Source organism: Mycobacterium sp. SMC-2 (assembly GCF_025263485.1).
Classification (GTDB): Bacteria; Actinomycetota; Actinomycetes; order Mycobacteriales; family Mycobacteriaceae; genus Mycobacterium.
This window is the reverse complement of the sequence record NZ_CP079863.1, coordinates 557,019-578,561: the sequence shown is the minus strand read 5'-3', so window position 1 is coordinate 578,561 and position 21,543 is coordinate 557,019. Positions and strand designations below refer to the sequence as shown.

Below are 21,543 nucleotides of genomic sequence, written 5' to 3'. Positions count from 1 at the left end.
CGTTGTGTTGTCTTGACTCAAGACAACAGCCCGCCGACGACACATCCGTGCCGACATGGTCGCGCGGCTACCGGCCCTCGCCGTAGATGCTGCTCACCCAGATGTGAGTGAGGGTGTCGACGACGCGGCCCTCGTCGACCGCCGGTGTCTCGGCGGACAGGGCGGCCATCATGGTGCGCTCGTTCATCTGGTTCAGGGAGGTCGCCAGGTCCGCGGGCGGGATCGTCTCCGGGGCGGCGCCGCGAGCGCGCTCGGCGGCGATCATGGCCGCCGTCTGGTCGATCCACTTCTGCATGAAGCCCGACCACACCACGCGCAATTCGGAGCTGGTCGCCAGCGCCTCGGTCGCGGCGCGGGCCAGGCGGCGGTGCGTGCTGAACGCCGTGAAGAAAGCCTTGATGCCGTTTCGCCACACCCGGCGCGGATCCGCGGGAAGCCGCTGCACCGCGCCGTCGAACTCGGAGTCGGCGCGCGCGATCACCGGTTCCAGCAGCGAGAGCAGCACCGCGTCCTTGGACTTGAAGTAGAAGTAGAACGTCGGCCGCGACAGGCCCGCGCCCTTGGCCAGGTCGTCGACCGAGATGTCGGCGAACGACCGCTGTTCCAGCAGCCGCTCGGCCGTCGCGAGGATTGCCTGCTCACGGTCATCGCCCGAGGGCCGGATGGCGCGGCGACCGCGAAGGGCGCGAGTCTGGCCGACGGTAGTCACGGCCGCTACTTTACATGGCGTCGAATGTTTCGACACCCTGTTGACGCTCTCGACATGCCGTTGATAGCGTGGCCCCATGACTGAGCACCTTGACGTGATCATCGTGGGCGCAGGGATCTCGGGGATCAGTGCGGCGTGGCACCTGCAGGAACGCTGCCCGACCAAGAGCTACGCGATCCTCGAACGCCGCGACGACCTCGGCGGAACCTGGGACCTGTTCAAGTACCCGGGCATCCGGTCGGACTCGGACATGTTCACCCTCGGCTTCCGGTTCAAGCCCTGGCACTCGGCGAAGTCGATCGCCGAGGGCCCCGACATCAAGGCCTACATCAAAGAGGCCGCGGTCGAGAACAAGATCGACCGGCGCATCCGCTACCGCCAGCGCGTCGTGGCCGCCGATTGGTCCGACGCAGACAACCGCTGGACCCTGACCGTCGAGTCCGACGGTCAGGAGACCGAACTCACCTGCTCGTTCCTGTTCGCGTGCACCGGCTACTACAACTACGACGAGGGGTATGCGCCCGCCTTCCCCGGCGCCGACGACTTCGAGGGCCAGATCGTCCACCCGCAGCACTGGCCGGAGGACCTCGACTACCAGGGCAAAAAGATCATCGTGATCGGCTCGGGTGCCACCGCGATCACCCTGATCCCGGCGCTGGTGAACTCGGGCTCCGGCCACGTCACGATGCTGCAGCGCTCGCCGACCTACATCGGCTCGCTGCCCGGGGTCGACCCGTTCGCCGAACGCGCCAACCGGCTGCTGCCGGACCGCCTGGCGCACATCGCGAATCGCTGGAAAGCCATCGCGTTCAGCACCTTCCAGTACCAGCTGTCTCGGAAGGCGCCCGCTTACATGCGCAAGACCTTGATGACGATGGCCCAGCGACGCCTGCCCGAGGGCTACGACGTCGAAAAGCACTTCGGGCCGCGTTACAACGTCTGGGACCAGCGCCTGTGCCTGGCCCCCGACGGCGATTTCTTCCGCACCATCCGGCACGGCAAGGCGGACGTCGTCACCGACACGATCGACCGGTTCACCAAGACCGGCATCAAACTCACCTCGGGTGAGGAGCTGCAGGCCGACATCATCATCACCGCAACGGGTTTGAACATGCAGTTGCTCGGCGGCGTGAAGCCCACCAGGAACGGCAAGCCGATCGAGCTGACGTCGTTGATGACATACAAGGGCCTGATGTTCTCCGGAGTGCCGAATTTCGCGATCACCTTCGGATACACCAACGCGTCATGGACGCTGAAAGCCGACCTGGTCTCCGAATTCGTCTGCCGGTTGCTGAACTACATGGACGACAAGGGATTTGACTTCGTGGAGCCACAGCATCCCGGCGATGACGTCGACGAGCTGCCGTTCATGGACTTCAGCCCCGGCTATTTCCAGCGGGCGATGGACATGCTGCCCAAGTCGGGGTCGCGCGCGCCCTGGCGGCTCAAGCAGAACTACTTCTTCGACATGCGCACGATCCGGCGGGGCAAGGTTGCCGACGAGGGCCTGCGATTCGCGAAAAAGCGTGTGCCGGTTGCAGTTTAGGGCTTGACGACGACGATGCCGTCGTCGTCGCTGTAGGCGATCTCGCCCGGTACGAACGTCACCCCGCCCAGGGTGACTTCGACGTCGCGCTCGCCGTCACCGGTCTTGGTGCTCTTGCGCGGGTTGGTGCCCAGCGCCTTGATGCCGATGTCGAGGCCGCGCAGCGCGGCCGCGTCACGCACCGCCCCGTTGACGATGAGACCGGCCCAGCCGTTCGAGCGGGCCAGTTCGGCGATGACGTCTCCGACCAGGGCTGAGTGCAGCGAGCCGCCGCCGTCGATGACCAGTACCCCGCCCGCACTCGGCTGGGAGAGCACCGATTTCAGCAACGCGTTGTCTTCGAAGCAGCGCACCGTGCTGATGAGTCCGGCGAACTGCGGGCGACCACCGAACTGTCGGAATTGGACGTCGCAGCTGCGTACGTCGGGTCCGATGTCGTCGACCAGGTCGGCGGTCGGCTGGAACAACACAGTCACGTCTGACACGGTAACGCGTACGGGTGGCGGTCAGCGGCGGCGCAGCTGCCGGATCAACAGGATCGCCAGGAGGCTGACGGCCAGGGCGACGATTATCGGCAGCGGGGACTGGCTCAGGGCCGCCGCGGGAACGTCTGCAGGGACCGGGTTGTTGGCGGTGTCCACAGTCGATTTCGCTTGTGCCGCTGCGTCTTTGGCGGCAGCGGTGAGGTCGCCGTTGCTTTCGATGCGCTGCTGCACCTCAACCGACGGCTCGGCGGCCTTCGCCGGGGGCGGGGCGGCTTTGGCGGGCGCCTTCTTTGCCGGCGCTTTCTTGGCGGGCGCCTTTTTAGCGGGCGCCTTCTTCGCGGGGGCTTTCTTGGCGGGTGCTTTCGCGGTCTTCTTGACCGCCTTGGCCGGAGGCGTCTTTTCCGGCGGCGGGGTGGATGCGCCGTCGGGCTCGCTGTTGGGTTGATCCTGCGGGTCTGCCATGCGGCCGCTCCTTGAGCAATCTTTCAGTAGTTTTCTAGCCCACGCGGGTGCTCCGAACCCATCATGCCAGCACGGGTGGAGGCGCTGGCCCGCCGGTCACGGTCTGCGCCGGAGCGTCCACAGGGCGCCTCCAGCGACGAGCGCCGCCGCCACCGCGACGAACGGCCAGACCGGCACGTCGCCGCTGGCGGCGCCACCGGCGGCCGGGGGCCCCGGCGTGCCCGTATCCGGGACCGTCAGCCGGAAAGACCAGGATCCGGACACGACGTGACCGTCCGCGGACGTCACCCGGTAGTTCACGGTGTAGGTCCCCGCCGGTCCCAGCGGCCGCAAACCGATGCCGACCACCGCGCCCCGCACTGTCGGGTCTCCGACGGACCACACGTTGCCGTCGGGCCCGACGACGGTCATGGCCGCGAAACTGGTTTGCAGCTGTTCGTTGAAGGTGGCGCTGACCCGCTCGGGACCGGTCGCGAGAACCGCGTTGTCCGCGGGATCGGTGGCCACCCGGGCGGCGTGGGCCGATGCCACCGGCGCGGTGCTTGTTGCGAGCATCAGAAGGGCACCGACGCATGCGGCAATCGCCAAGCGCCTCATGCCCGTCGGCGGATCAGCGCAAGGCAGATCGCCAGCGCGCCCACGACCAGGGCCGCGCCACCCAACAGCCGGGCGGAGTTGTCCGACGACTTCGGACGCTGCGCGGTCGCCTGGTCGGCCGGCATAGCGGAAGGCGGGTGGTGGCCGTGGGACGGCACGGGTCCCGCGGCGAGCGTCAGCGTCGGCGCCGGGTATTCGGACTCACCGCCGCCGGGCTGCGGTGGCTGGTCCCACTTGACGACCGTCCCGTCGGAATAGGTCTGGGTGGCCGGGAAGTTGACGGTCTCGGCGTCGGGCAGCTTCACCGAGACCCGGAACAGTGCGAATTGATCCACCCCAATCCCGCCGCCCGGCGCGGCCGTCCAGGTCACCGACCGCACGGCGCCGGATGCCGCGTCGCGGTCAAGCTTGGCCGTCCAGCCCGGCATGCTTTCGGTGCTCGCCGAGGCCACGTCGGGCAGGGCGACGCTCAGGGCCGTGGTCAGCGCGCCGGTATTCGATTCGTTGGGGACCTGAAACGTGACGATCGCCGTGGCGCCGCGCACCGCGTTGTCGCTGCTGGCGTGGACGTGCGCCCACGCCGCCGGGAAGCATGCCGCCGAGGCGAGGTAGAGGCCGACGGCGGCCGCCACCGCCATCGGCAGGCGGGCCATCCGGCGCGCGCGGATCGACATGGCGGGATGGTCAGCTCAACCCGAGCCGGGCCATCAGGTCCGCCTCGATGCCGTCGAGCTGCGACGAAATCGCCGCGTGGGCCGCCCGGCGTCGCGCGGCCGGCATGTTCTCGGCGGCGGTGACAGCCGCCGACAGATCGGTGAGCCGCTCGGTGATGGCCGAGACGAACTGCTTGGTTTCGGCGTCCTTCGGCTTCTTCTCCTGCACGGTCCGCAGGGACTTCTCCGCTCCCGCGACCCGGGCGGACAGCTGCGCGCCGTGGCCGGAGAACTGCCCGATCTGCGCGAGCGGGATCCCGAGCTGGTCCGCGCGGCGCTGATCCATCAGCGCGCGCGCCGAGACGGCGGCCCGGTAGATGAGTGGCGTGAGGATCGGGGCGAGCAGCCGGGACACCGTCAGCGCCCGGCGGATCCGCGTCGGCGAGAGGATCCTGCCTTCTCGCGCCGCTTTGAGTTCGGTCTCGGCGACCTTCAGCGCGTTCCGGTCGCTGTCCCGTTGGGCTTTGATCTGCGCCCTGAGGGCCTTGGCCTCCGCCCGTTGGGCGGCCTTGTACCGGCGAGTCTCGGTTCTGGCGGCGAGCTTGGCCTCCAGCTTCGCGCGGGCCTTGATCGCACGGGCTTCGGCGCGACGCGTCGCGCGACTCTTTCGCTTGCGGAACAGGCCCATTCCCTCACCGCCTCCCCGGTTACTCGTGGACTATCGGTCTCGCGCGTGCGCGATCCGTGAGCCAACCCTAATCGGAATGGGCGGCCGGGAGCCCGCCAGGTAGGGGCCGGGGACCGGGCTCGGGAGCCCGTTAGGCGTCCAAGTGCTCCGCGCGGCGCAGTTCGTTGACCCGCTGCATCACCTCGTGTTGGGCCTCGGGGGACAACTCGGCGGCTCGCAGGGCGAGCCGGCGCACACCGTCATCGCGGAGCGTGGCCAGGAACGACAGCTCTTGGTCCAGCTTCTCGTAGTACTCGTCGTCGGTGAAGTAGGCCGGCTTGATGCGGAAGAAGTTGGCCAATGCGGCCATGGTCGCCGCCGACGGGTTGGTGCGGTTCCCCGAACGCAACTGCGACAGGTACGGAGCCGACATCGTGATGCCCTCCGCCTTGAGAGCCGCGATCACTTCCGCGGAGGTGTGCGGCCCGCGTCCCGGGGGATACACCGTGTCGAACAGGCGGTTCAGGCGAGCAGCGAACGTCGTGCTCATTGGATATGACCTCCACTGGGCGTAGAAGTGACTATTACCTAGGTGTATTTGCTGATCATGGTAGCGAGGGTTTATGTCCGTAACTAGGTGCAAACCCCTACGGTTTCGGCCCAGGGGTAGCTGGGGCTCGCCGACGCCACACATGACGAGCGTCTAACTGATTCGCTGAGGTGTCCACTAAATCGGCGATACTCACAGGTTATCCGCAGAATTCGGCGTCGGTCGCTAGGTGGCGGGCCGACGGCGCCGGGCTCGGCGAAGTGTAGGATGCGAACGTGCTGGGCGGTCGCACCGCAACCGGGCAGCAATTTATGTTCGCTCAGCGTCTTATTTGCTGTCGGATCAGCGCTGCGGCCGGGAAGCGGCGCCCGCGGACGTGTCGGTTATGTGAATCGGGGTTCGGCGATCGCGGGGGCGAAGGCCTTCGGGCGCGCCGAAGTTGCCGCAGCAGGAGCGCACCGAGCGCCGATGCAACTACTTATGCCGCAAGCAGCATCGCCAGGATTGCGGTATCGGGATGGCTGATGGGGTCGACTCCGACGCGGCTCACCATGGATGTGATCGTGCCGTCGGCTTCGGCCTCCACCCAGGCCGCTCGATGCTCGAGTCCCAGGTATGGCAGGCCGGGGAGCAGGACGCAGCCCGACGCCGCCCCACTGCATTCCGGCAAGGAGGGTGTGGTCTCCGAGGGCGGGTGCAACATCAGCAGCGCCGGGGGTTGATGATCGGCGAAATAGCCCGGCTGGATTGCCGATTCGCCGAAGACCGTGCCCTCGGCGAGCACCAGGCCCACGGTGCCCGGCTCGGGTTCCTCGGGTAACTCCTCGCGGGCGCCGAACACCGTTGTGGTGGAGAGCAATCCAGGTAGTGACGCGACCCTCACCGCCACCATGAGCAATTGGGCCCACTCTTTGGTCGAGTCAGGCCAGCGTCCGGAGATCACGAACCCCTTCAGGGCACCACGAGCATGGAAAGGGGATACCCCTATGGGGCGGTCAGACCCAGTCTCCATTTCGACCTCCGCGCTACGCCTCCGTCCGATCAACCACACGGGTAGCTCGAATAATTAAGCATGCCTGCGGGTTCGGCGCCGTGCAACCCGACACGGCCAGTGGCGCATCTCTTCTCGGAGTGCCCGATTCACGCCACGACAAACGACAGGGGCGCCGCGCAGCCGCGCAACGCCCCTGCCGATCGAGGTGGACTCAGCCCGCAATCAGTCCTTTGGTCTTCGACGTTGCGGCGGCGTAGCGGTCCTGGACGTCGGCCCAGTTGACGACATTCCAGAAGGCCTTGGCGAAGTCGACCTTGACGTTCTTGTACTGCAGGTAGAAAGCGTGCTCCCACATGTCGAGGAGAAGCAGCGGAATGATTCCGAGTGGGAAGTTCGATTGGTGGTCATAGACCTGGAAGATCAACAGCTTGTTGCCCAGCGTGTCCCAACCGAGCGCTGCCCATCCTGACCCCTGCACGGTCGTGGCGGCCGCATGGAACTGCGCACGAAAGTTGTCGAACGACCCGAACGCGTCATCGATCGCGGCTGCCAGCTCGCCGGTCGGCTTGTCGCCACCGTTGGGAGACAGGTTTTTCCACCAGATCGTGTGGTTGACGTGACCGCCGAGGTTGAACGCCAGGTTCTTCTCGTTCAACAGGATCGCGGCATGGTCCCCCTTGGCGCGGGCCTCCTCGAGCTTTTCGAGGGCATCGTTGGCGCCTTTGACGTAGGTGGCGTGGTGCTTATCGTGGTGAAGCTCGTTGATCTGACCCGAAATGTGCGGTTCCAACGCTCCGTAATCCCAGTCCAAATCCGGCAGGCTATATACAGCCACGGCGTTCCTTTCTTCGATTGTCTACCTATGCTCGATCCGCGGGCCTGCCAAGCGGCGGCCAGCCGTAATCAACCCTGCTCCATGACCGCGCGGACCGCAAGAATGACCCCTCAGCCCCGGGGGTGTACCCGGTCGGGACCGGTTCAAGACAAAACGATGAGGACGAGAACCGCCAGCAACGCCAGCGCGATGAGCCCGGCGCGCAATGCGGCGACGCTGTGGCTGTGATTCCACGCAGGCGAGCCGGAGCCCGACGTCGAGGGGGCCGCTGAACCCGGACCGAACGAATGCGTGGCCATCAATCGCCTTTCACCCGCTCCCCACCTCTCGGTAGTGAGGTGAGTCACAACAATTTTGCGCGAAGGCGATCATAGCGCTTCCGGGCGGGCTTGGAAAATAACACTCTGAGCTGGGGTTCGGCGGCGTTCGCGGGCTGGGGCCGGCCGAAAGGTCGGCCCGGCCCAGCCGCCGTCTGCCGCGGTCTGCTGCGCGAGTGCTGAGCATTTCGCTCAACGACCTTTTTGGGCTGTCGATGACACAGCTCCAACGCCGCGGTGTTATCCACAGTGACACCACGGCCAGCCGGTAGGGCTGTAGTAACGCTTCCCTTACCCAATGGGGCCATGTGGATAAACCTGTGGAAATTGTGGATAGCCGCCGTAGCCGAATAAGTAGCCGACGGATCGGCTCCGGCCGTTGCTGAGCGCCCTGCGGCCCCCACAGCTCGCCGCACGCGGGGTGTGTCGTGGCGAGGTTACGCTGGTCCGGTGATCCAGGTGTGCTCCCAGTGCGGCACTCGGTGGAACGTGCGCGAGCGGCAACGCGAGTGGTGTCCCCGGTGCCGCGGAGCCCTGATGGCACCCCTGGCGGATGCGCCGGCGCCCGATCCACGATGGAGTCCACACAGCCCCGCGCCGGCGAGCCGACCGTCCGCGGCTCGGGGATGGCAGCGCACCCCGCCGCGGCTGCCGCCGGGCTTCCGCTGGATCGCGGTGCGTCCCGGCGCCGCGCCGCCGCCCCGGCGGGGACGGCGGCCCCTCGGCCCCACCCCGCGCTACGCCGTGATGCCGCGGTGGGGTCTGGCCGACCGCGTCGAACCGACGGCCGCGGCCGCCGGGCCACCGACGCACCCAGCGCCGTCGGCCCCGACGATCCGCACCACGCTGTTCGTCAGCGCGCTCGTCCTCGGCATCGCCGCCCTGGTCTACGTCGTGCGCTATGTGCTGCTGATCGTCAACCGGAATACCTTGCTGGATTCTTGGGTCGCCGCCGGCGCGGATTGGCTCGGCGTCCTGGCCAGCGTGGCCGCGATCGTGGCGGTGCTCAGCTCCGGGGCGATGCTGATCCGTTGGCTTATTGCCCGGCGCGCGGCCGTGTTCGCGCATCACGGCCTGCCGGAGCCCAGGTCCACCCGAGCATTGTGGGCCGGGTGCGTGGTGCCGCTGGCCAATTTGCTGTGGGCCCCGGTCTACGTCATCGAGCTGGCGATCGTGGAGGAGCATTACGCCCGGATACGCAGACCCATTGTGGAGTGGTGGATCGCCTGGGTGGCCAGCTACCTGGCCTCCGCCTTCGCTATGGCGACCAGCTTCGCCACGGACGCCCAAGGCATCGCGAACAACACCGTCACGATGGTTTTCGCGTACTTGCTCGCGGCGCTCACGGTGGCCGCAGCGGCCCGGGTGTTCGAAGGGTTCGAGCGCAAACCGGTCGAACGCCCCGCGCACCGCTGGGTTGTGATCTCCGAAGATGCTTCGCCGGCGTCGGGCCCGGTTGAGCTGGAGGGGCAGGAAGCGGCAGCATTAGGCGCATGACGTGGGCCGAGGAGGTGCTCGCCGGGCATCCCTTTGTGGTGGCCCACCGCGGCGCATCGGCCGCGCGCCCCGAACACACACTGGCCGCCTACGACCTCGCGCTCAAAGAGGGCGCCGATGGCGTGGAATGCGACGTGCGCCTGACCCGCGACGGCCACCTGGTGTGCGTCCACGACCGCCGGCTGGACCGCACATCGACCGGGGCCGGCTTGGTGAGCACGACGACCCTCGCCGAGTTGCGTGAGTTGGAGTACGGAGCGTGGCACGACAGCTGGCGTGCGGACGGCACGCACGGTGACACGAGTTTGTTGACCCTGGACGCGCTGGTTTCGCTCGTCCTGGACTGGCGCAGGCCGGTGAAGCTGTTCATCGAGACCAAGCATCCGGTGCGGTACGGCTCGCTGGTGGAAACCAAGCTGCTCGCGCTGCTGCACCGGTTCGGCATCGCCGCGCCCGCCTCCGCGGACCGGTCGCGTGCGGTGGTGATGTCGTTTTCGGCGGCCGCGGTCTGGCGGATCCGGCGAGCCGCGCCGTTGCTGCCGACCGTGCTGCTCGGCAAGACCCCGCGCTACCTGACCAGCGGCGCAGCCACCGCCGTCGGCGCCACCGCCGTCGGGCCTTCGCTGGCGGCGTTGAAGGAATATCCCCAACTCGCGGATCGCGCCATCGCCCAGGGCCGGGCCGTGTACTGCTGGAACGTCGACGAGTACGAAGACCTCGACTTCTGCCGGGACGTCGGCGTGGCCTGGCTCGCCACCCACCACCCGGGCCGCACCAAGGCGTATCTACAGAACGGCCGCGCAAGCGAGAGCGGCGGTTAGTCCGGCGGCGCCGTGGGCACGGGCGAATCGGTGGCCAGCGCCTCGAACAGCCGGCTGGCCTCTTCGTGGTTCCACACCACCACCGATCCGGCGTCGCCACTGGTGAACTCGCCGATGGGGACGGTCAGCGCCGTGGGGGAGTCGTGCAGGCCCCAGCCGAGGCGGGCCAGGTCCCAGACGTGGTCGTTGCGGTCAACGGTCAGGGCGTCGGCAACCGCACGCGGCACCGAGTACCAGCGCCAGGGGTTGAGCCACACCGCGGGGCTGGCGGCGGCGTGCAGCAGCGCCCCCACGAACTGCCGCTGATTGTCCATCCGATCCAGGTCCGCCCGGGGGGTGTCGCGCGTCCTGACGTACCCGAGGGCGTTGCGGCCGTTGAGCTTCTGGCAGCCGGCGGGCAGGTCGATGCCGGCCAAGGGGTCACTGAGCGGGGTCGCCAAACACACCGTTACCCCGCCGAGCGCGTCGACCACGCCGGCGAATCCGCCGAACCCGATTTCGGCGTAGTGGTCAAGGCGCAGCCCGGTGGCCTGCTCCACCGTCTCGGCCAGCAAGGACGCGCCACCCAGCACGAAGGCGGCGTTGATCTTGTCCCTGCCGTGGCCGGGGATCGGGACGTAGGAGTCGCGGGGTATCGACACCATCGTCACCCGGCCACCGGACCACAGCTCGGGCAAGTGCACCAGCAGGATGGTGTCGGTCCGGCTGCTGCCGATGTCGCCGCCGGTGGCCAGGTCCTGCTGCTGTTGTGGGCTGAGTCCCAGGCGGCTGTCCGAGCCGACGAGCAACCAGTTCGTCCCGCGGCCGTGCCCGGGGCGTCCCGGGTAGTCGGCCAGAATTTCGTCGCGGTGCAGCCGGCTGTCGAACCAGACGGCCCCGCAGACGGCGGCGATGCCGGCCAGCAGAGAGCCGATCAGCAGGACCGATGCCACCGCCCGGATCCAGCGGCGCCACCCGCGTCTGCGACGCGCGCCCGGTGCGGTGGGCCGTGGCGGGGGCGGTTGCCGGGTGCGCGGTGCTGGCGGCGCGGGGGGAGGCGGCGGCGTAACGCGTGGCGTCGCCCGCGGCAGCGGCGTGGTTCGTTCGGCCGGCGTCGGCGGGCGGGCGCGGCGGCGAATCACCTGTGCCGGCTCGGTCGGCGGTTCGGGCCGGTGCGGTGGTCGATCGCCATTCACCCGGTTAACGTACGCGGCCTGGGCCGCCGGTGGCGCGGTCGCCGGGGCGAGTTCGGCTACTGGCGGGCGCGCAGGCCGTTGAGGAACGGGCAGCCCATCAGCACCCGGATGGCCTGGCTCAACCCGGTCATGTCGTCCACGGGCTTGTGGAACGGCAGCCGGACGTCGTGGTCTCGGTCCTGGCCTTCGACGCGGAACCGCACGCCGTACCGGTCGAGGCCGAGCGGGCGCACCTGCCCGCGCCGCAACGGTGCGGGCAGCCGGGACACGAGGCGCGCGACCACGTCGCTGTGGGTGGTGTCCAGATGCCACAGCAGGTTCGCTTCGATCTCGCAGAAGGGGTCGGGCCGCGCCGCGAGGAGATCCTCGACGCTGACGGGCTCGGCGCCGCTGGCGTCGGTGACCACGACGGATGCGATCTCGAGCCGGACCAGCGTGTACCGCGGGTCCTGCCCCTCCGGCGGCACGGACCGGGGGGTGTCGACCTGAAGCAGGGCGGGATGCGGCCACTCGGCGGCGATCAGGTCGACCGTGTCGGCAACCTCGGTCGGGTGGAAGTCCTGCAGGTGCCCGCGCACCCACACCAGCGACCGCACCGGTTCCCGCAACGGAAGCGGCGCGTAGTCGGTCAACTCGAGGAGCGCTTGCGATCCCGCGACGGGGGTTCGCGGCCGGCCGTCGCCCGCACTCGGAAGTGCCAGCGCGAAGGATCCGTCGGGCAGTAGGTGATGGACCGGCGTCACGACCGGGTCCTGGCGCGGCTGCACGCTTTCCAGCGCCAGAAGCGCGCCACCGGCGCGGACACACGCGCTGCGGATCCGTTCGGCCGTCGTCGGGGCGGGGCAGGCGGTCTGCGGCAACACCATTCTCCTTACGTTAGGTAAGCCTAAGTTAACTTAGATGACGGGGCGCCGCAAGAGCCGTTTGGCGGCGGGCGCCGCTAGGGTTGGGGAGTGGTCCGCATCGCTTATCTCGGTCCGGCAGGGACCTTCACCGAGGCGGCGCTGTTGCAGATCACGGCCGCCGGCCTGATCCCCGATCAGGGCCTCGAGGAGGTCCGGCGATTGCCCATCGACAGCACCGCCGCGGCGCTGGACACCGTGCGCGATGGCGGTGCGGAATACGCCTGCGTTCCGATCGAGAACTCGATCGACGGGTCCGTGACCCCCACGCTGGACAGCCTGGCCATCGGCTCCCCGCTGCAAGTCTTCGCCGAGACGACCCTGGACGTCACGTTCACCATCGCCGTCAAACCCGGGCGCTCCGCGGCCGACGTGCGCACCCTGGCGGCGTTTTCGGTGGCGGCCGCGCAGGTGCGGCATTGGGTCGCCGACCACCTGCCCGAGGCTGAACTCCGGCCCGCGTACTCCAACGCCGACGCGGCGCGGCAGGTCGCCGAGGGCCAGGCGGACGCGGCGGTGACCTCGCCGCTGGCCGCCGCCCATTGGGGGCTGGAGGCGCTGGCCGACGGCGTGGTCGACGAACCGAACGCCTGCACCCGCTTCCTTCTGGTCGGGCTGCCGGGGCCGCCGCCCCCCCGCACCGGCGCCGACCGCACCGCCGTTGTGCTGCGCGTCGACAACGCGCCCGGTGCGCTGCTGGGCGCGCTGACGGAATTCGGGATCCGCGGCATCGACCTCACCCGGATCGAATCCCGCCCGACCCGGACGGCGCTGGGCACCTACGTGTTCTTCGCCGACTGTGTGGGCCACATCGACGACGACGCCGTTGCCGAGGCACTCAAAGCGCTGCACCGTCGTTGTGCGGATGTGCGATACCTGGGATCTTGGCCGACGGGCTCGCCCGCCGGGGCGCTGCCGCCGCCGGCCGACGAGGCCGCCCGCTGGCTGGCGCGGCTACGAGAAGGCAAACCGGAAACCGCGGCCGGGGGGATCGAGCCATGAGCGGCCGGCTGGTGCTCCTGCGGCACGGCCAGTCCTACAGCAACGTCGAGCGCAGGCTGGACACCCGGCCCCCCGGGGCGGAGCTGACACCGTTAGGCCGCGACCAGGCCCGCGCGTTCGCCCGCGGTGCAGGACGGCCCGCGATGCTGGCGCACTCGGTGGCGATACGCGCGTCGCAGACGGCCGGGGTCATCGGCGGCGAACTCGAGATGGCCGCCGTCGAGGTGGGTGGCGTTCACGAGGTCCAGGTCGGCAGGCTGGAGAACCGCAGCGACGACGACGCGGTCGCGGAATTCAACGCGATCTACGAGCGATGGCATCACGGTGATCTCGACGTCCCGCTGCCGGGCGGAGAAACCGGCAACGACGTGTTGGACCGCTACGTCCCGGTGCTCACCGACCTGCGCCTGCGCTTCCTGGACTACCACGACTGGAGCGGCGACATCGTCGTCGTCAGCCATGGTGCGGCGATCCGGCTCGCCGCGGCCGTGCTGGCCGGTGTGGACGCCGGCTTCGCGCTGGACAACCACCTCGACAACGCCGAATCGGTGGTGTTGGCGCCCATCACCGACGGGCGATGGAGCTGCGTGCGGTGGGGGACGCTGACGCCGCCGTTCTATCCCGAGCCGGAGGCCACTCCAATCGGGGATGCGGTGCACTCGAGCACCGACCCGATGGGCTGACCGTCGCTCAGACGGCCACTGCGACGGATTCGGAGCAGCCGCAGCCGACCGCGTCGCAGTCGACGACGAAGGCGTGCGGCAACAGCTCGGGGCTGAAGCAATCCGGCTCGGTGCATTCGGAGCGTCGCAGCGAATGGCGAATGATGGTGCCGTGACAGTGATCTAAGCCTGCCCGGCAGTCGCGGCAGTCAGCACTCATAACCCGTTCATAGCACCGGCAGCGGACAAATCCGGGATGCCGCGCCCAGAAATCCGGCCCGCGGGCTGACCGATTGTCAGGCCCAGCCCAGTTCTTCCAGCCGGTCGTCGTCGATGCCGAAGTGGTGGGCGATCTCGTGGATCACCGTGATCGCCACTTCCTCGACGACGTCGTCGTCGGATTCGCACACGTCCAGCAGCGCCTCGCGGTAGATGGTGATGGCGTCCGGCAGCGATCCGGCGTAGTCGGAGTCGCGCTCGGTCAGGGCGACTCCCTCGTAGAGTCCGAGCAGCTCGCCGTCCTCGGGGTGGCGGTCCTCGACCAGTACGACGACGTTGTCCATGGCCGCCGCCAGCTCGGGCGGGATCAGGTCGAGCGCGTCGGAGACCAGTTCGTCGAACCGCTGCGGGTCCATCCGCGCGGGCACGTGGCTAGCCCCCGGGTGGCGGCGCGGCGGGCGGTGCCTCCGCCGGAGGGTTGGCCGCTGGTGGCGCTCCGCCGTCCGCGGGTGGCGCCTGCGGGGGCGCTCCGGCGTCCGCGGGGGGTGGCGCCTGCGGGGCCGGGGTGTCCGCCGCCGGCGCCTGGGGCGTCACGACGGGCTGCTGACCCGGTAGGTGTTGATTGTTCGGCGGGATCGCCGGCGGAGTGTTCGCCTGGCTGGGCGCTTGAGCCGGCACCTGCAGCGGTATCGGGGGCAGTGTGAGCCGTTCCTCGGGAATGTCGGGCGGTGGCACCGGCTGCTGACCGTTGATCAGTAGCTGGCCCTTGGCGCTGCCCACCAGGGTGGCCCAGCCGCCGTTGCCCAGTGTGGCGCCGATGCTGCAGGCGACCTCGCGGCTGCCTGCCGTCCAGCTGGCCAGCGGCACGGTGGGATAGATCAGCGTCAGGGTGGTGGTGCGCAACTTGACCGGCGCCAGGTAGGCGTCCGTCATCTTGGTGCACAGGTCCTTGATGTACCCGTCCTGGTCGGGCTCCGCCGGCAGCGCGCCGGGGAACTTCTCTGCCAGGTTGACCGTGCCGGTCACCTCCATCGCGTGCGGTGCCGCACAGTCGACCGGAGCGTCGATCGGCTGGTTGGTGGTCGTGTCGATGCCCAAGCAGGTGCCGGCCGGCCAGACCTTGGACTGGTCGACGTCGGCGACCTTGCCCTTGAAGGCCTGTTGCTGGTTGTTGGTGCCGGGCAGCTGCAGTCCGCACAGCATGCGGCGCTCGCCGGCCTGGCGCCAGGCCCGGTCACCGGGCCACAGCAGGCTGACGGTGAACTTGCTGTTGGGATCGAACTTGGGGCCCAGGTAATTCCGCACGGCGGACTCGCACTGCTCCTGGGTGATCTGCTGGATGCGAGCCGGCGACGGGGGAGCGGCGCTGGGGCCGTACTCGGAGCCCGGGAACGTGCGCATGTCGACGGACGCGGCGACTTCGAACTTGTGGTCGTCGGCGCAGCTGACGACCTTCGCCGCCTCCGGGGTGGTGTCCGGCCACATCAGGCAGTCGCCGGCGGCGGCCTTGTTGAAGGCGGCGTTGCCCTTGCTTCCGGTGGTGGGCACCGGATTGCCGTTGAGGTAGCCGGACAGCCGGCCGGGCCCGGTGCCGCCGGCCGGCAGCGCCGTGACCACCCCGGCGATCAGCAGGCCGCCCAGGGCGGTCAGCAGCAGGGCCCGCCGCGTCGCCTGTGCCTGCAGACTGCGAGGCCACCGGAAACCGGCTTGCGGCTGGTCCGGCTCGGCGGTGCGGGCGTCGACCTCCAGGGCTTCCGGGAGGTCCGTCTCGGGCGCTTGCGACATCGGCTCCATTCTGACAGCAGCCCCTGTGCGGCGTGACAAAAGTTACTGATGTGAGTCCTGGGGTCAATGCACCAGGGGTGCTCTGCCATCCGACCGGAGCCGAAAAAGTAGTGTCAGGGCCGTGATCGACCTGAAGTTGCTCCGGGAAGACCCCGACGCCGTGCGCCGCTCGCAACTCGACCGCGGCGAGGACCCCGCGCTGGTCGACGCCCTGCTGGCGGCCGACGCCGCCCGGCGGGCGGCGATCTCGTCGGCCGATGCGCTGCGCGCGGAACAGAAGTCCGCGAGCAAGAGCGTCGGCGCCGCGTCTCCCGAGGAGCGCCCGGCCAAGCTGGCGCGCGCCAAGGAACTCGCCGAGCAGGTCAAGGCCGCCGAGACCCAGCAAGCCGAGGCCGAGGCGGCGTTCACGGCGGCGCACATGGCGATCTCCAACGTCGTCATCGACGGCGTCCCCGCGGGCGGGGAAAACGACTACCGCGTCCTCGAGGTGGTGGGCGAACCCGCTCAGCTGGAAAACCCGAAGGACCACCTGGAGCTCGGCGAGTCCCTGGGCCTCATCGACATGCGGCGCGGCGCCAAGGTATCCGGCTCGCGGTTCTACTTCCTGACCGGTCGGGGCGCGCTGTTGCAGCTGGGGCTGCTGCAGCTGGCCCTGCGGCTGGCCGTCGAGAACGGCTTCATCCCGATGATCCCGCCGGTGCTGGTGCGCCCGGAGGTGATGGCCGGCACCGGATTTCTGGGCACCCACGCCGACGAGATCTATCGAGTGGAGGCCGACGACCTCTACCTGGTCGGCACCTCCGAGGTGCCGCTGGCGGGCTACCACGCCGACGAGATCCTGGACCTGTCCGGCGGGCCGCTGCGCTACGCGGGGTGGTCGTCGTGCTTCCGCCGGGAGGCGGGCAGTTACGGCAAGGACACCCGCGGCATCATCCGGGTGCACCAATTCGACAAGGTCGAGGGGTTCGTCTATTGCATGCCCGCCGACGCCGAGGCCGAGCACGAACGGCTGTTGGGCTGGCAGCGCGAGATGCTGGCCCACATCGGGGTGCCGTATCGGGTGATCGACGTCGCCGCGGGCGATCTCGGGTCGTCGGCCGCGCGCAAATTCGACTGCGAGGCATGGGTTCCCACGCAGGGCGCCTACCGCGAGCTGACGTCGACGTCGAACTGCACCACGTTTCAGGCGCGCCGGCTCTCGACGCGCTACCGCGACGAGGGCGGCAAGCCGCAGACCGCTGCCACGCTCAACGGCACGCTGGGAACCACCCGGTGGCTGGTGGCGATCCTGGAGAACCACCAACAGCCCGACGGCAGTGTGCGGGTGCCCGACGCGCTGGTGCCGTTCGTCGGCACCGAGTTGCTCGAGCCCGTCGGCACCATCGGCTAGAGCGCCTTCGCAGACAGCCGGCCCGGGGTCTGCCCGAAGGCCCGCCGATAGGTGTCGATGAAGGCACTCGGTGTGGCCCAACCGCATTCGGACGCCACCGACGTGACGTCGCGGCGCTCGGCGAGCAGCACCAGAGCGCGTTGCAACCGGAGCTGAGTGCGCCATTGCGGAAAGGTCATCGCCAGCTCGTCGCTGAACAGGCGGCTCAGCGTGCGCTGGCTGATGCCGATCCGGCGGCCGATCTGCTGCAACGTCAATGGCTCGCGGAGGTCCTCGGCGATCAACGCGCACGCTTGCCGCAGCCGGACGTCGACGGGGGTGGGAATCCACAGTGGCTCGCCGACGCTGGTCGTCTGCAGCTGGTCGTGCAGCACGGCCAGCATCCGGTGGTGCGCGTCGGTATCGGTTTCGCCGGCTCGCGAACACGCGATGATGAGTTCGCGCATCAACGGATTGACCGCCAGCACGGCCGGTCCCGCGGGGCCGCCACGGTAACGGCTGGGGTCCAGTGCGACGCCGTGAAACTGCGTGTGGCCGTGGAACTTGTGTTCATGCCAGCAGCCCGCCGGAATCCAGATCGCCCGGTTCGCCGGCGTGCTCCAGGTTCCCGCCGGCGTGGTGACCGAGACCGCGCCCGAGGACGGATAGACGATCTGGTGCAACCGATGCCGGTGCCGCTCGATCCGGGCTCCCGGCGGCAGCGCCTGCGACGACGTCGCCAGCCCATGATGGCTGCTTTCCGACATAACCCGGCAGAATATCGGAAGCCCGCAGTCTGCGCGGTCGCCTAGCGTGACCGTTATGGCGATGAATCTCCTGCACCGGCGGCGGTGCAGCTCGGCGGGCTGGGAGAAAGCGGTGGCCGATCAGCTGCTGCCCTGGTCATTGGAAGGCGTCGAATTGGGCGCCCGCACTTTGGAAATCGGCCCGGGATACGGGGCCACGCTTCGAGCCCTCCTCGATCGCGCCGCCTCGCTCACGGCGGTCGAAGTCGACGCCGCGATGGCCGATCACTTGCGGCATCGCTACGGCGACCGGGCCCGCGTCCTGCAAGGCAGCGGCACCGACACGGGGCTGCCCGCCGACGACTTCACGTCGGTGGTGTGCTTCACGATGCTGCACCACGTTCCCAGCGCCGAGTTGCAGGACCGGCTCTTCGCCGAGGCGTTCCGGGTGCTGCGACCGGGCGGGGTTTTCGCCGGTAGCGACGGCGTCCCGTCGCTGTTGTTCCGGCTGCTCCACGTCGCCGACACCTACAACCCGATCGCACCGAGGGACCTCCCGGGGCGGCTGCGCGCCGCGGGATTCACCGACGTCCGCACCGACGTTCGGGGCGGTCGGCAGCGGTGGCGGGCCACCAAACCGGTTGCCTAGGCGTCCACCGTCTCGCGGGCTTGTTCGTGCCTGCGCTGCCGTTCCATGGTGGCGAAGTAAAAGGCGAACGCGAACGCGAAGCTGGTGAACAGGCTGGACACGAAATACAGCCACGGGTGCTTGAGCCCGCGGCGGTAGCCGTCCACGATCGTAAACAGCGGCAGCAGAATGACATTCGCGATCGTGTAGTCCTGGCTGGCCGAACTGGCGGCGGGGTTGGTGAACATCAGCCGGATGTAGTCCGCCCAGCTGCCGGGTCCCCAGATCGGATTGGTTGCGCCGTGGGTGTACTGCTGCACGAAGTGGATGTTGAACCACCAACCCAGCGCGACCGACGCGATGCCGACGACGTAATACACGCATTCCAGCGGGGAAAACAACGGGCCGCCGGCCGGCCGGGCGAAGACCGTCGAGTTCGATGCGACGATCCAGCCGATGACACTGAGCCCGAGAACTGCATGCACAAGAAGCGAGACCATGGCGGCAGTCTCACCCCACGGCCAAAGTTTTGTCAATACTGACAAAAGATTGTTGAGGTACCTTACTGGCATGGTCCGGCCCGCACAGACGGCGCGCAGCGAACGCACCCGCGAGGCGTTGCGTCAGGCGGCCATGGTGCGCTTCCTCGCCCAGGGTGTCGAGGACACCTCGGCCGAACAGATCGCGGCAGACGCCGGAGTGTCGCTGCGCACCTTCTATCGCCACTTCAGTTCCAAGCACGATCTGCTGTTTGCCGACTACACCGGGCTGAATTGGTTTCGCGCGGCGCTGGACGCCAGACCCGCTGATGAGCCGGTCATCGATTCCGTGCAGTCGGCCATCTTTGCCTTTCCCTATGACGTTGAGGCCGTTACGAAAATCGCCGCGATGCGGGGTGGTGAGCTCGACCAGGACCGCATCCACCGCCACATTCGCGACGTCCAGGCCGACCTCGCCGACGCCATCGAGGCGCAACTGGAAAGGCGTAACTGCGCGGCGCAACGAAAACTGGATGCGCGGCTGCGGATCACGGTGACCGCCCGTTGCATCGCGGCCGCGGTGTTCGGCGCGATGGAGGCCTGGATGGTTGGCGAGGATCGATCCCTCGGCGAATTGGCGCGGATGTCGCACGTCGCGCTCGAATCGCTGCGGGAGGGCATCTCCGGCACCTGGGTCACCGTAGTTTCGTCATAATTGACAAAACTTTGGCCGCGTGCCAGCCTGCACTGCGGGAGGTCAGGACATGTCTGAATACGACGCGATAGTCATCGGCGCGGGGCACAACGGCCTCGCGGCGGCGGTGCTGCTGCAGAAGGCGGGATTGCGCACCGTGTGCCTGGATTCCAAGCTGTACGCCGGTGGAATGGCGTCCACGGTGGAGCTTTTCGACGGGTACCGGTTCGAGATCGCCGGCTCGGTGCAGTTCCCTACTTCGACGGTGGTCGTGGAGGAACTCGGCTTGGACACCCTGCCGACCATCGACCTGGACGTGATGTCGGTCGCGGTCCGCGGCGTCGGTGACGATCCGCTGATCCAGTACAGCGACCCCATCAAGTTGTTCACCCACCTCAACGAGGTGCACGGGGCGGACGCGGTCAACGGGATGGCGGGGCTGATGGCCTGGAGCCAGGCGCCCACGCGGGCGCTGGGCCGGTTCGAGGCGGGCACGCAGCCCAAGACCTACGACGAGATGTATGCCTGTGCCACAAACGAATTCGAGCGCTCGGCCATCGACGACATGCTTTTCGGTTCGGTCACCGACGTGCTGGACCGCTACCTTCCCGACCGCGAGAAGCACGGCGCCCTGCGCGGCTCGATGACCGTCCTGGCCGTCAACACCCTGTATCGCGGGCCCGCCACGCCGGGCAGCGCGGCCGCGCTGGCCTTCGGGCTGGGCGTCCCCGACGGGGACACCATGCAGATGAAGAAGCTGCGCGGCGGCATCGGGGCGCTCACCTCGCACCTGTGCGAACTCCTGGAGAGCCACGGCGGCCAGGTCCGGCTGCGGACCAAGGTGACCGAGATCCTGGTCGCCGGCGGGCGCGTCAGCGGGGTGCGCACCGAGGGCGGCGAGGAGTTGACGGCGCCGATCGTCGTCTCGGGCATCGCGCCCGACATCACCCTGAACGAGTTGATCGACCCGGCCCTGCTGCCCGGCGACATCCGGGAGCGCTACGCGCGGACCGATCACCGCGGCAGTTACCTGCAGATGCACTTCGCCCTTGACGAGGCCCCGGAGTTCGCCGCGCCCTACGAGGCGCTCAACGACCCGGCGATGCAGGCCTCGATCGGCCTGTTCTGCACGCCGGAGGAAGTCCAGCAGCAGTGGGAGGACTGCCGCCGCGGAATCGTCCCCGCCGACCCGACGGTGGTGCTGCAGATCCCCACGCAGAACGACCCGGACCTGGCACCCGCGGGCAAGCATGCCGCCTCGGCGTTCGCGTTGTGGTTCCCGATCGAGGGCGGCGCGGACTACGGCGACGCGAAGATGGAAATGGGCCAGCGGGTGATCGACAAGATCACCCGGCTGGCCCCGAACTTCGAGCGCAGCATCATCCGGCACACCACCTTCACGCCCAAGCACATGGGCGTGATGTTCGGCGCCCCCGGCGGCGACTACTGCCACGGCCTGTTGAACCCCGACCAGATCGGGCCGAACAGGCCCGGCCCGAAGGGTTTTCGCGGTCAGCCGATTCCGATCGAGGGCCTGTACCTGGGCAGCGCCGGTTGCCACGGCGGGCCGGGCATCACGTTCATTCCCGGCTACAACGCGGCCCGGCAGGCGCTCGCCGAACGCACGGCCTGACGATTCGAGCCGCCGGCCGGGCGGCACGTCGTTCCGAGCGGCCCGCGGCAAGGCGGGCTAGGCTACCGGAGAACCTCAGCACCACCGGTGTTTGGCGGATCCCCCGGATGAGCAGT

Annotated in this window: 24 protein-coding genes and 1 pseudogene; 9 read left to right on the top strand and 16 right to left on the bottom strand. The window is 68.7% G+C overall.

Annotated elements, in window-relative coordinates:
• Positions 1-67: 67 nt before the first annotated feature.
• Positions 68-709 (bottom strand): TetR/AcrR family transcriptional regulator, encoded by a 642-nt coding sequence (locus KXD96_RS02770; protein ID WP_260742767.1) that lies wholly within the window; start codon positions 707-709, stop codon positions 68-70.
• 76 nt (positions 710-785) lie between these two features.
• Here KXD96_RS02770 and KXD96_RS02765 point away from each other — a divergent pair, with 76 nt between their 5' ends.
• A complete protein-coding gene (locus tag KXD96_RS02765; protein WP_260742766.1) occupies positions 786-2,255 on the top strand; it encodes an NAD(P)/FAD-dependent oxidoreductase in 1,470 nt (489 codons plus the stop codon).
• Here the strand turns inward: KXD96_RS02765 and rraA are convergent.
• The 8 genes from rraA to KXD96_RS02725 form a co-directional block, all read right to left on the bottom strand.
• Positions 2,252-2,731 (bottom strand): ribonuclease E activity regulator RraA, encoded by a 480-nt coding sequence (gene rraA / locus KXD96_RS02760; protein ID WP_260742765.1) that lies wholly within the window; start codon positions 2,729-2,731, stop codon positions 2,252-2,254. The genes KXD96_RS02765 and rraA overlap by 4 nt on opposite strands.
• 30 nt (positions 2,732-2,761) lie before the next feature.
• The gene (locus tag KXD96_RS28580; protein ID WP_313901616.1) at positions 2,762-3,202 is read right to left on the bottom strand and encodes a nucleoid-structuring protein H-NS; all 441 of its coding nucleotides are present in this window, start codon (positions 3,200-3,202) and stop codon (positions 2,762-2,764) included.
• A 96-nt stretch (positions 3,203-3,298) separates the two neighbouring features.
• A complete protein-coding gene (locus KXD96_RS02750) occupies positions 3,299-3,799 on the bottom strand; it encodes a copper resistance CopC family protein (RefSeq protein ID WP_260742764.1) in 501 nt (166 codons plus the stop codon).
• Entirely contained in the window at positions 3,796-4,473 is a 678-nt protein-coding gene (locus tag KXD96_RS02745) for a YcnI family protein (protein ID WP_260742763.1), read from the bottom strand. Before KXD96_RS02745 ends, KXD96_RS02750 begins: the two co-directional genes overlap by 4 nt.
• A 10-nt stretch (positions 4,474-4,483) precedes the next feature.
• Positions 4,484-5,140, bottom strand: a complete 657-nt coding sequence (locus KXD96_RS02740) for a DUF6474 family protein (protein ID WP_260742762.1) — start codon at positions 5,138-5,140, stop codon at positions 4,484-4,486.
• Between the two features lie 130 nt (positions 5,141-5,270).
• The gene (locus KXD96_RS02735; protein WP_260742761.1) at positions 5,271-5,669 is read right to left on the bottom strand and encodes a helix-turn-helix transcriptional regulator; all 399 of its coding nucleotides are present in this window, start codon (positions 5,667-5,669) and stop codon (positions 5,271-5,273) included.
• A gap of 478 nt (positions 5,670-6,147) precedes the next feature.
• Positions 6,148-6,681, bottom strand: coding sequence for a hypothetical protein (locus tag KXD96_RS02730; RefSeq protein ID WP_007166863.1), 534 nt, complete (start codon positions 6,679-6,681; stop codon positions 6,148-6,150).
• A gap of 193 nt (positions 6,682-6,874) precedes the next feature.
• Positions 6,875-7,498, bottom strand: coding sequence for a superoxide dismutase (locus KXD96_RS02725; protein WP_260742758.1), 624 nt, complete (start codon positions 7,496-7,498; stop codon positions 6,875-6,877).
• Between the two features lie 767 nt (positions 7,499-8,265).
• On the opposite strand from KXD96_RS02725, the gene KXD96_RS02720 reads away from it, so the two are divergent.
• Entirely contained in the window at positions 8,266-9,312 is a 1,047-nt protein-coding gene (locus KXD96_RS02720) for a DUF4328 domain-containing protein (protein ID WP_260742757.1), read from the top strand.
• Complete coding sequence (locus KXD96_RS02715) at positions 9,309-10,133, top strand: glycerophosphodiester phosphodiesterase (RefSeq protein WP_260742756.1); 825 nt, start codon at positions 9,309-9,311, stop codon at positions 10,131-10,133. Before KXD96_RS02720 ends, KXD96_RS02715 begins: the two co-directional genes overlap by 4 nt.
• On the opposite strand, the gene KXD96_RS02710 is transcribed toward KXD96_RS02715, so the two are convergent.
• Both KXD96_RS02710 and KXD96_RS02705 read right to left on the bottom strand, forming a co-directional pair.
• On the bottom strand, positions 10,130-11,065 hold the full coding sequence (locus KXD96_RS02710; protein ID WP_313901648.1) for an LCP family protein: 936 nt from the start codon (positions 11,063-11,065) through the stop codon (positions 10,130-10,132). The genes KXD96_RS02715 and KXD96_RS02710 overlap by 4 nt on opposite strands.
• A gap of 299 nt (positions 11,066-11,364) precedes the next feature.
• Positions 11,365-12,174 carry a DUF2470 domain-containing protein gene (locus KXD96_RS02705; RefSeq protein WP_260742754.1) on the bottom strand — a complete coding sequence of 270 codons (810 nt, stop codon included), beginning with the start codon at positions 12,172-12,174 and terminating at the stop codon, positions 11,365-11,367.
• An 87-nt stretch (positions 12,175-12,261) separates the two neighbouring features.
• Between KXD96_RS02705 and pheA the strand changes: the two genes are divergently transcribed.
• Together pheA and KXD96_RS02695 are read left to right on the top strand one after the other, a co-directional pair.
• The gene (gene pheA / locus KXD96_RS02700; protein WP_260742753.1) at positions 12,262-13,212 is read left to right on the top strand and encodes a prephenate dehydratase; all 951 of its coding nucleotides are present in this window, start codon (positions 12,262-12,264) and stop codon (positions 13,210-13,212) included.
• The gene (locus tag KXD96_RS02695; RefSeq protein WP_260742752.1) at positions 13,209-13,895 is read left to right on the top strand and encodes a histidine phosphatase family protein; all 687 of its coding nucleotides are present in this window, start codon (positions 13,209-13,211) and stop codon (positions 13,893-13,895) included. The genes pheA and KXD96_RS02695 overlap by 4 nt, the downstream gene beginning before the upstream one ends.
• 7 nt (positions 13,896-13,902) lie before the next feature.
• Here KXD96_RS02695 and KXD96_RS02690 read toward each other — a convergent pair whose 3' ends face one another.
• The 3 genes and pseudogenes from KXD96_RS02690 to KXD96_RS02680 all read right to left on the bottom strand — a co-directional run bounded on the left by KXD96_RS02690 (position 13,903) and on the right by KXD96_RS02680 (position 15,887).
• Positions 13,903-14,094 carry a hypothetical protein gene (locus KXD96_RS02690; protein ID WP_260742751.1) on the bottom strand — a complete coding sequence of 64 codons (192 nt, stop codon included), beginning with the start codon at positions 14,092-14,094 and terminating at the stop codon, positions 13,903-13,905.
• Positions 14,091-14,521, bottom strand: a pseudogene (locus KXD96_RS02685) (metallopeptidase family protein). Before KXD96_RS02685 ends, KXD96_RS02690 begins: the two are co-directional and overlap by 4 nt.
• Before the next feature lie 4 nt (positions 14,522-14,525).
• Positions 14,526-15,887 carry a septum formation family protein gene (locus KXD96_RS02680; protein WP_260742750.1) on the bottom strand — a complete coding sequence of 454 codons (1,362 nt, stop codon included), beginning with the start codon at positions 15,885-15,887 and terminating at the stop codon, positions 14,526-14,528.
• Between the two features lie 112 nt (positions 15,888-15,999).
• On the opposite strand from KXD96_RS02680, the gene serS reads away from it, so the two are divergent.
• Entirely contained in the window at positions 16,000-17,268 is a 1,269-nt protein-coding gene (gene serS / locus KXD96_RS02675; RefSeq protein ID WP_260742749.1) for a serine--tRNA ligase, read from the top strand.
• On the opposite strand, the gene KXD96_RS02670 is transcribed toward serS, so the two are convergent.
• The gene (locus tag KXD96_RS02670; protein ID WP_260742748.1) at positions 17,265-18,014 is read right to left on the bottom strand and encodes a helix-turn-helix transcriptional regulator; all 750 of its coding nucleotides are present in this window, start codon (positions 18,012-18,014) and stop codon (positions 17,265-17,267) included. The genes serS and KXD96_RS02670 overlap by 4 nt on opposite strands.
• Before the next feature lie 55 nt (positions 18,015-18,069).
• Here KXD96_RS02670 and KXD96_RS02665 point away from each other — a divergent pair, with 55 nt between their 5' ends.
• Complete coding sequence (locus KXD96_RS02665) at positions 18,070-18,642, top strand: class I SAM-dependent methyltransferase (RefSeq protein WP_260742747.1); 573 nt, start codon at positions 18,070-18,072, stop codon at positions 18,640-18,642.
• Here KXD96_RS02665 and KXD96_RS02660 read toward each other — a convergent pair.
• Positions 18,639-19,121: a DUF2834 domain-containing protein gene (locus KXD96_RS02660; protein WP_260742746.1), complete on the bottom strand. Its 483-nt coding sequence runs from the start codon at positions 19,119-19,121 to the stop codon at positions 18,639-18,641. The genes KXD96_RS02665 and KXD96_RS02660 overlap by 4 nt on opposite strands.
• A gap of 70 nt (positions 19,122-19,191) precedes the next feature.
• On the opposite strand from KXD96_RS02660, the gene KXD96_RS02655 reads away from it, so the two are divergent.
• Entirely contained in the window at positions 19,192-19,815 is a 624-nt protein-coding gene (locus KXD96_RS02655; protein WP_260742745.1) for a TetR/AcrR family transcriptional regulator, read from the top strand.
• A gap of 49 nt (positions 19,816-19,864) precedes the next feature.
• Complete coding sequence (locus KXD96_RS02650) at positions 19,865-21,427, top strand: NAD(P)/FAD-dependent oxidoreductase (protein WP_260742744.1); 1,563 nt, start codon at positions 19,865-19,867, stop codon at positions 21,425-21,427.
• Positions 21,428-21,543: the final 116 nt, after the last annotated feature.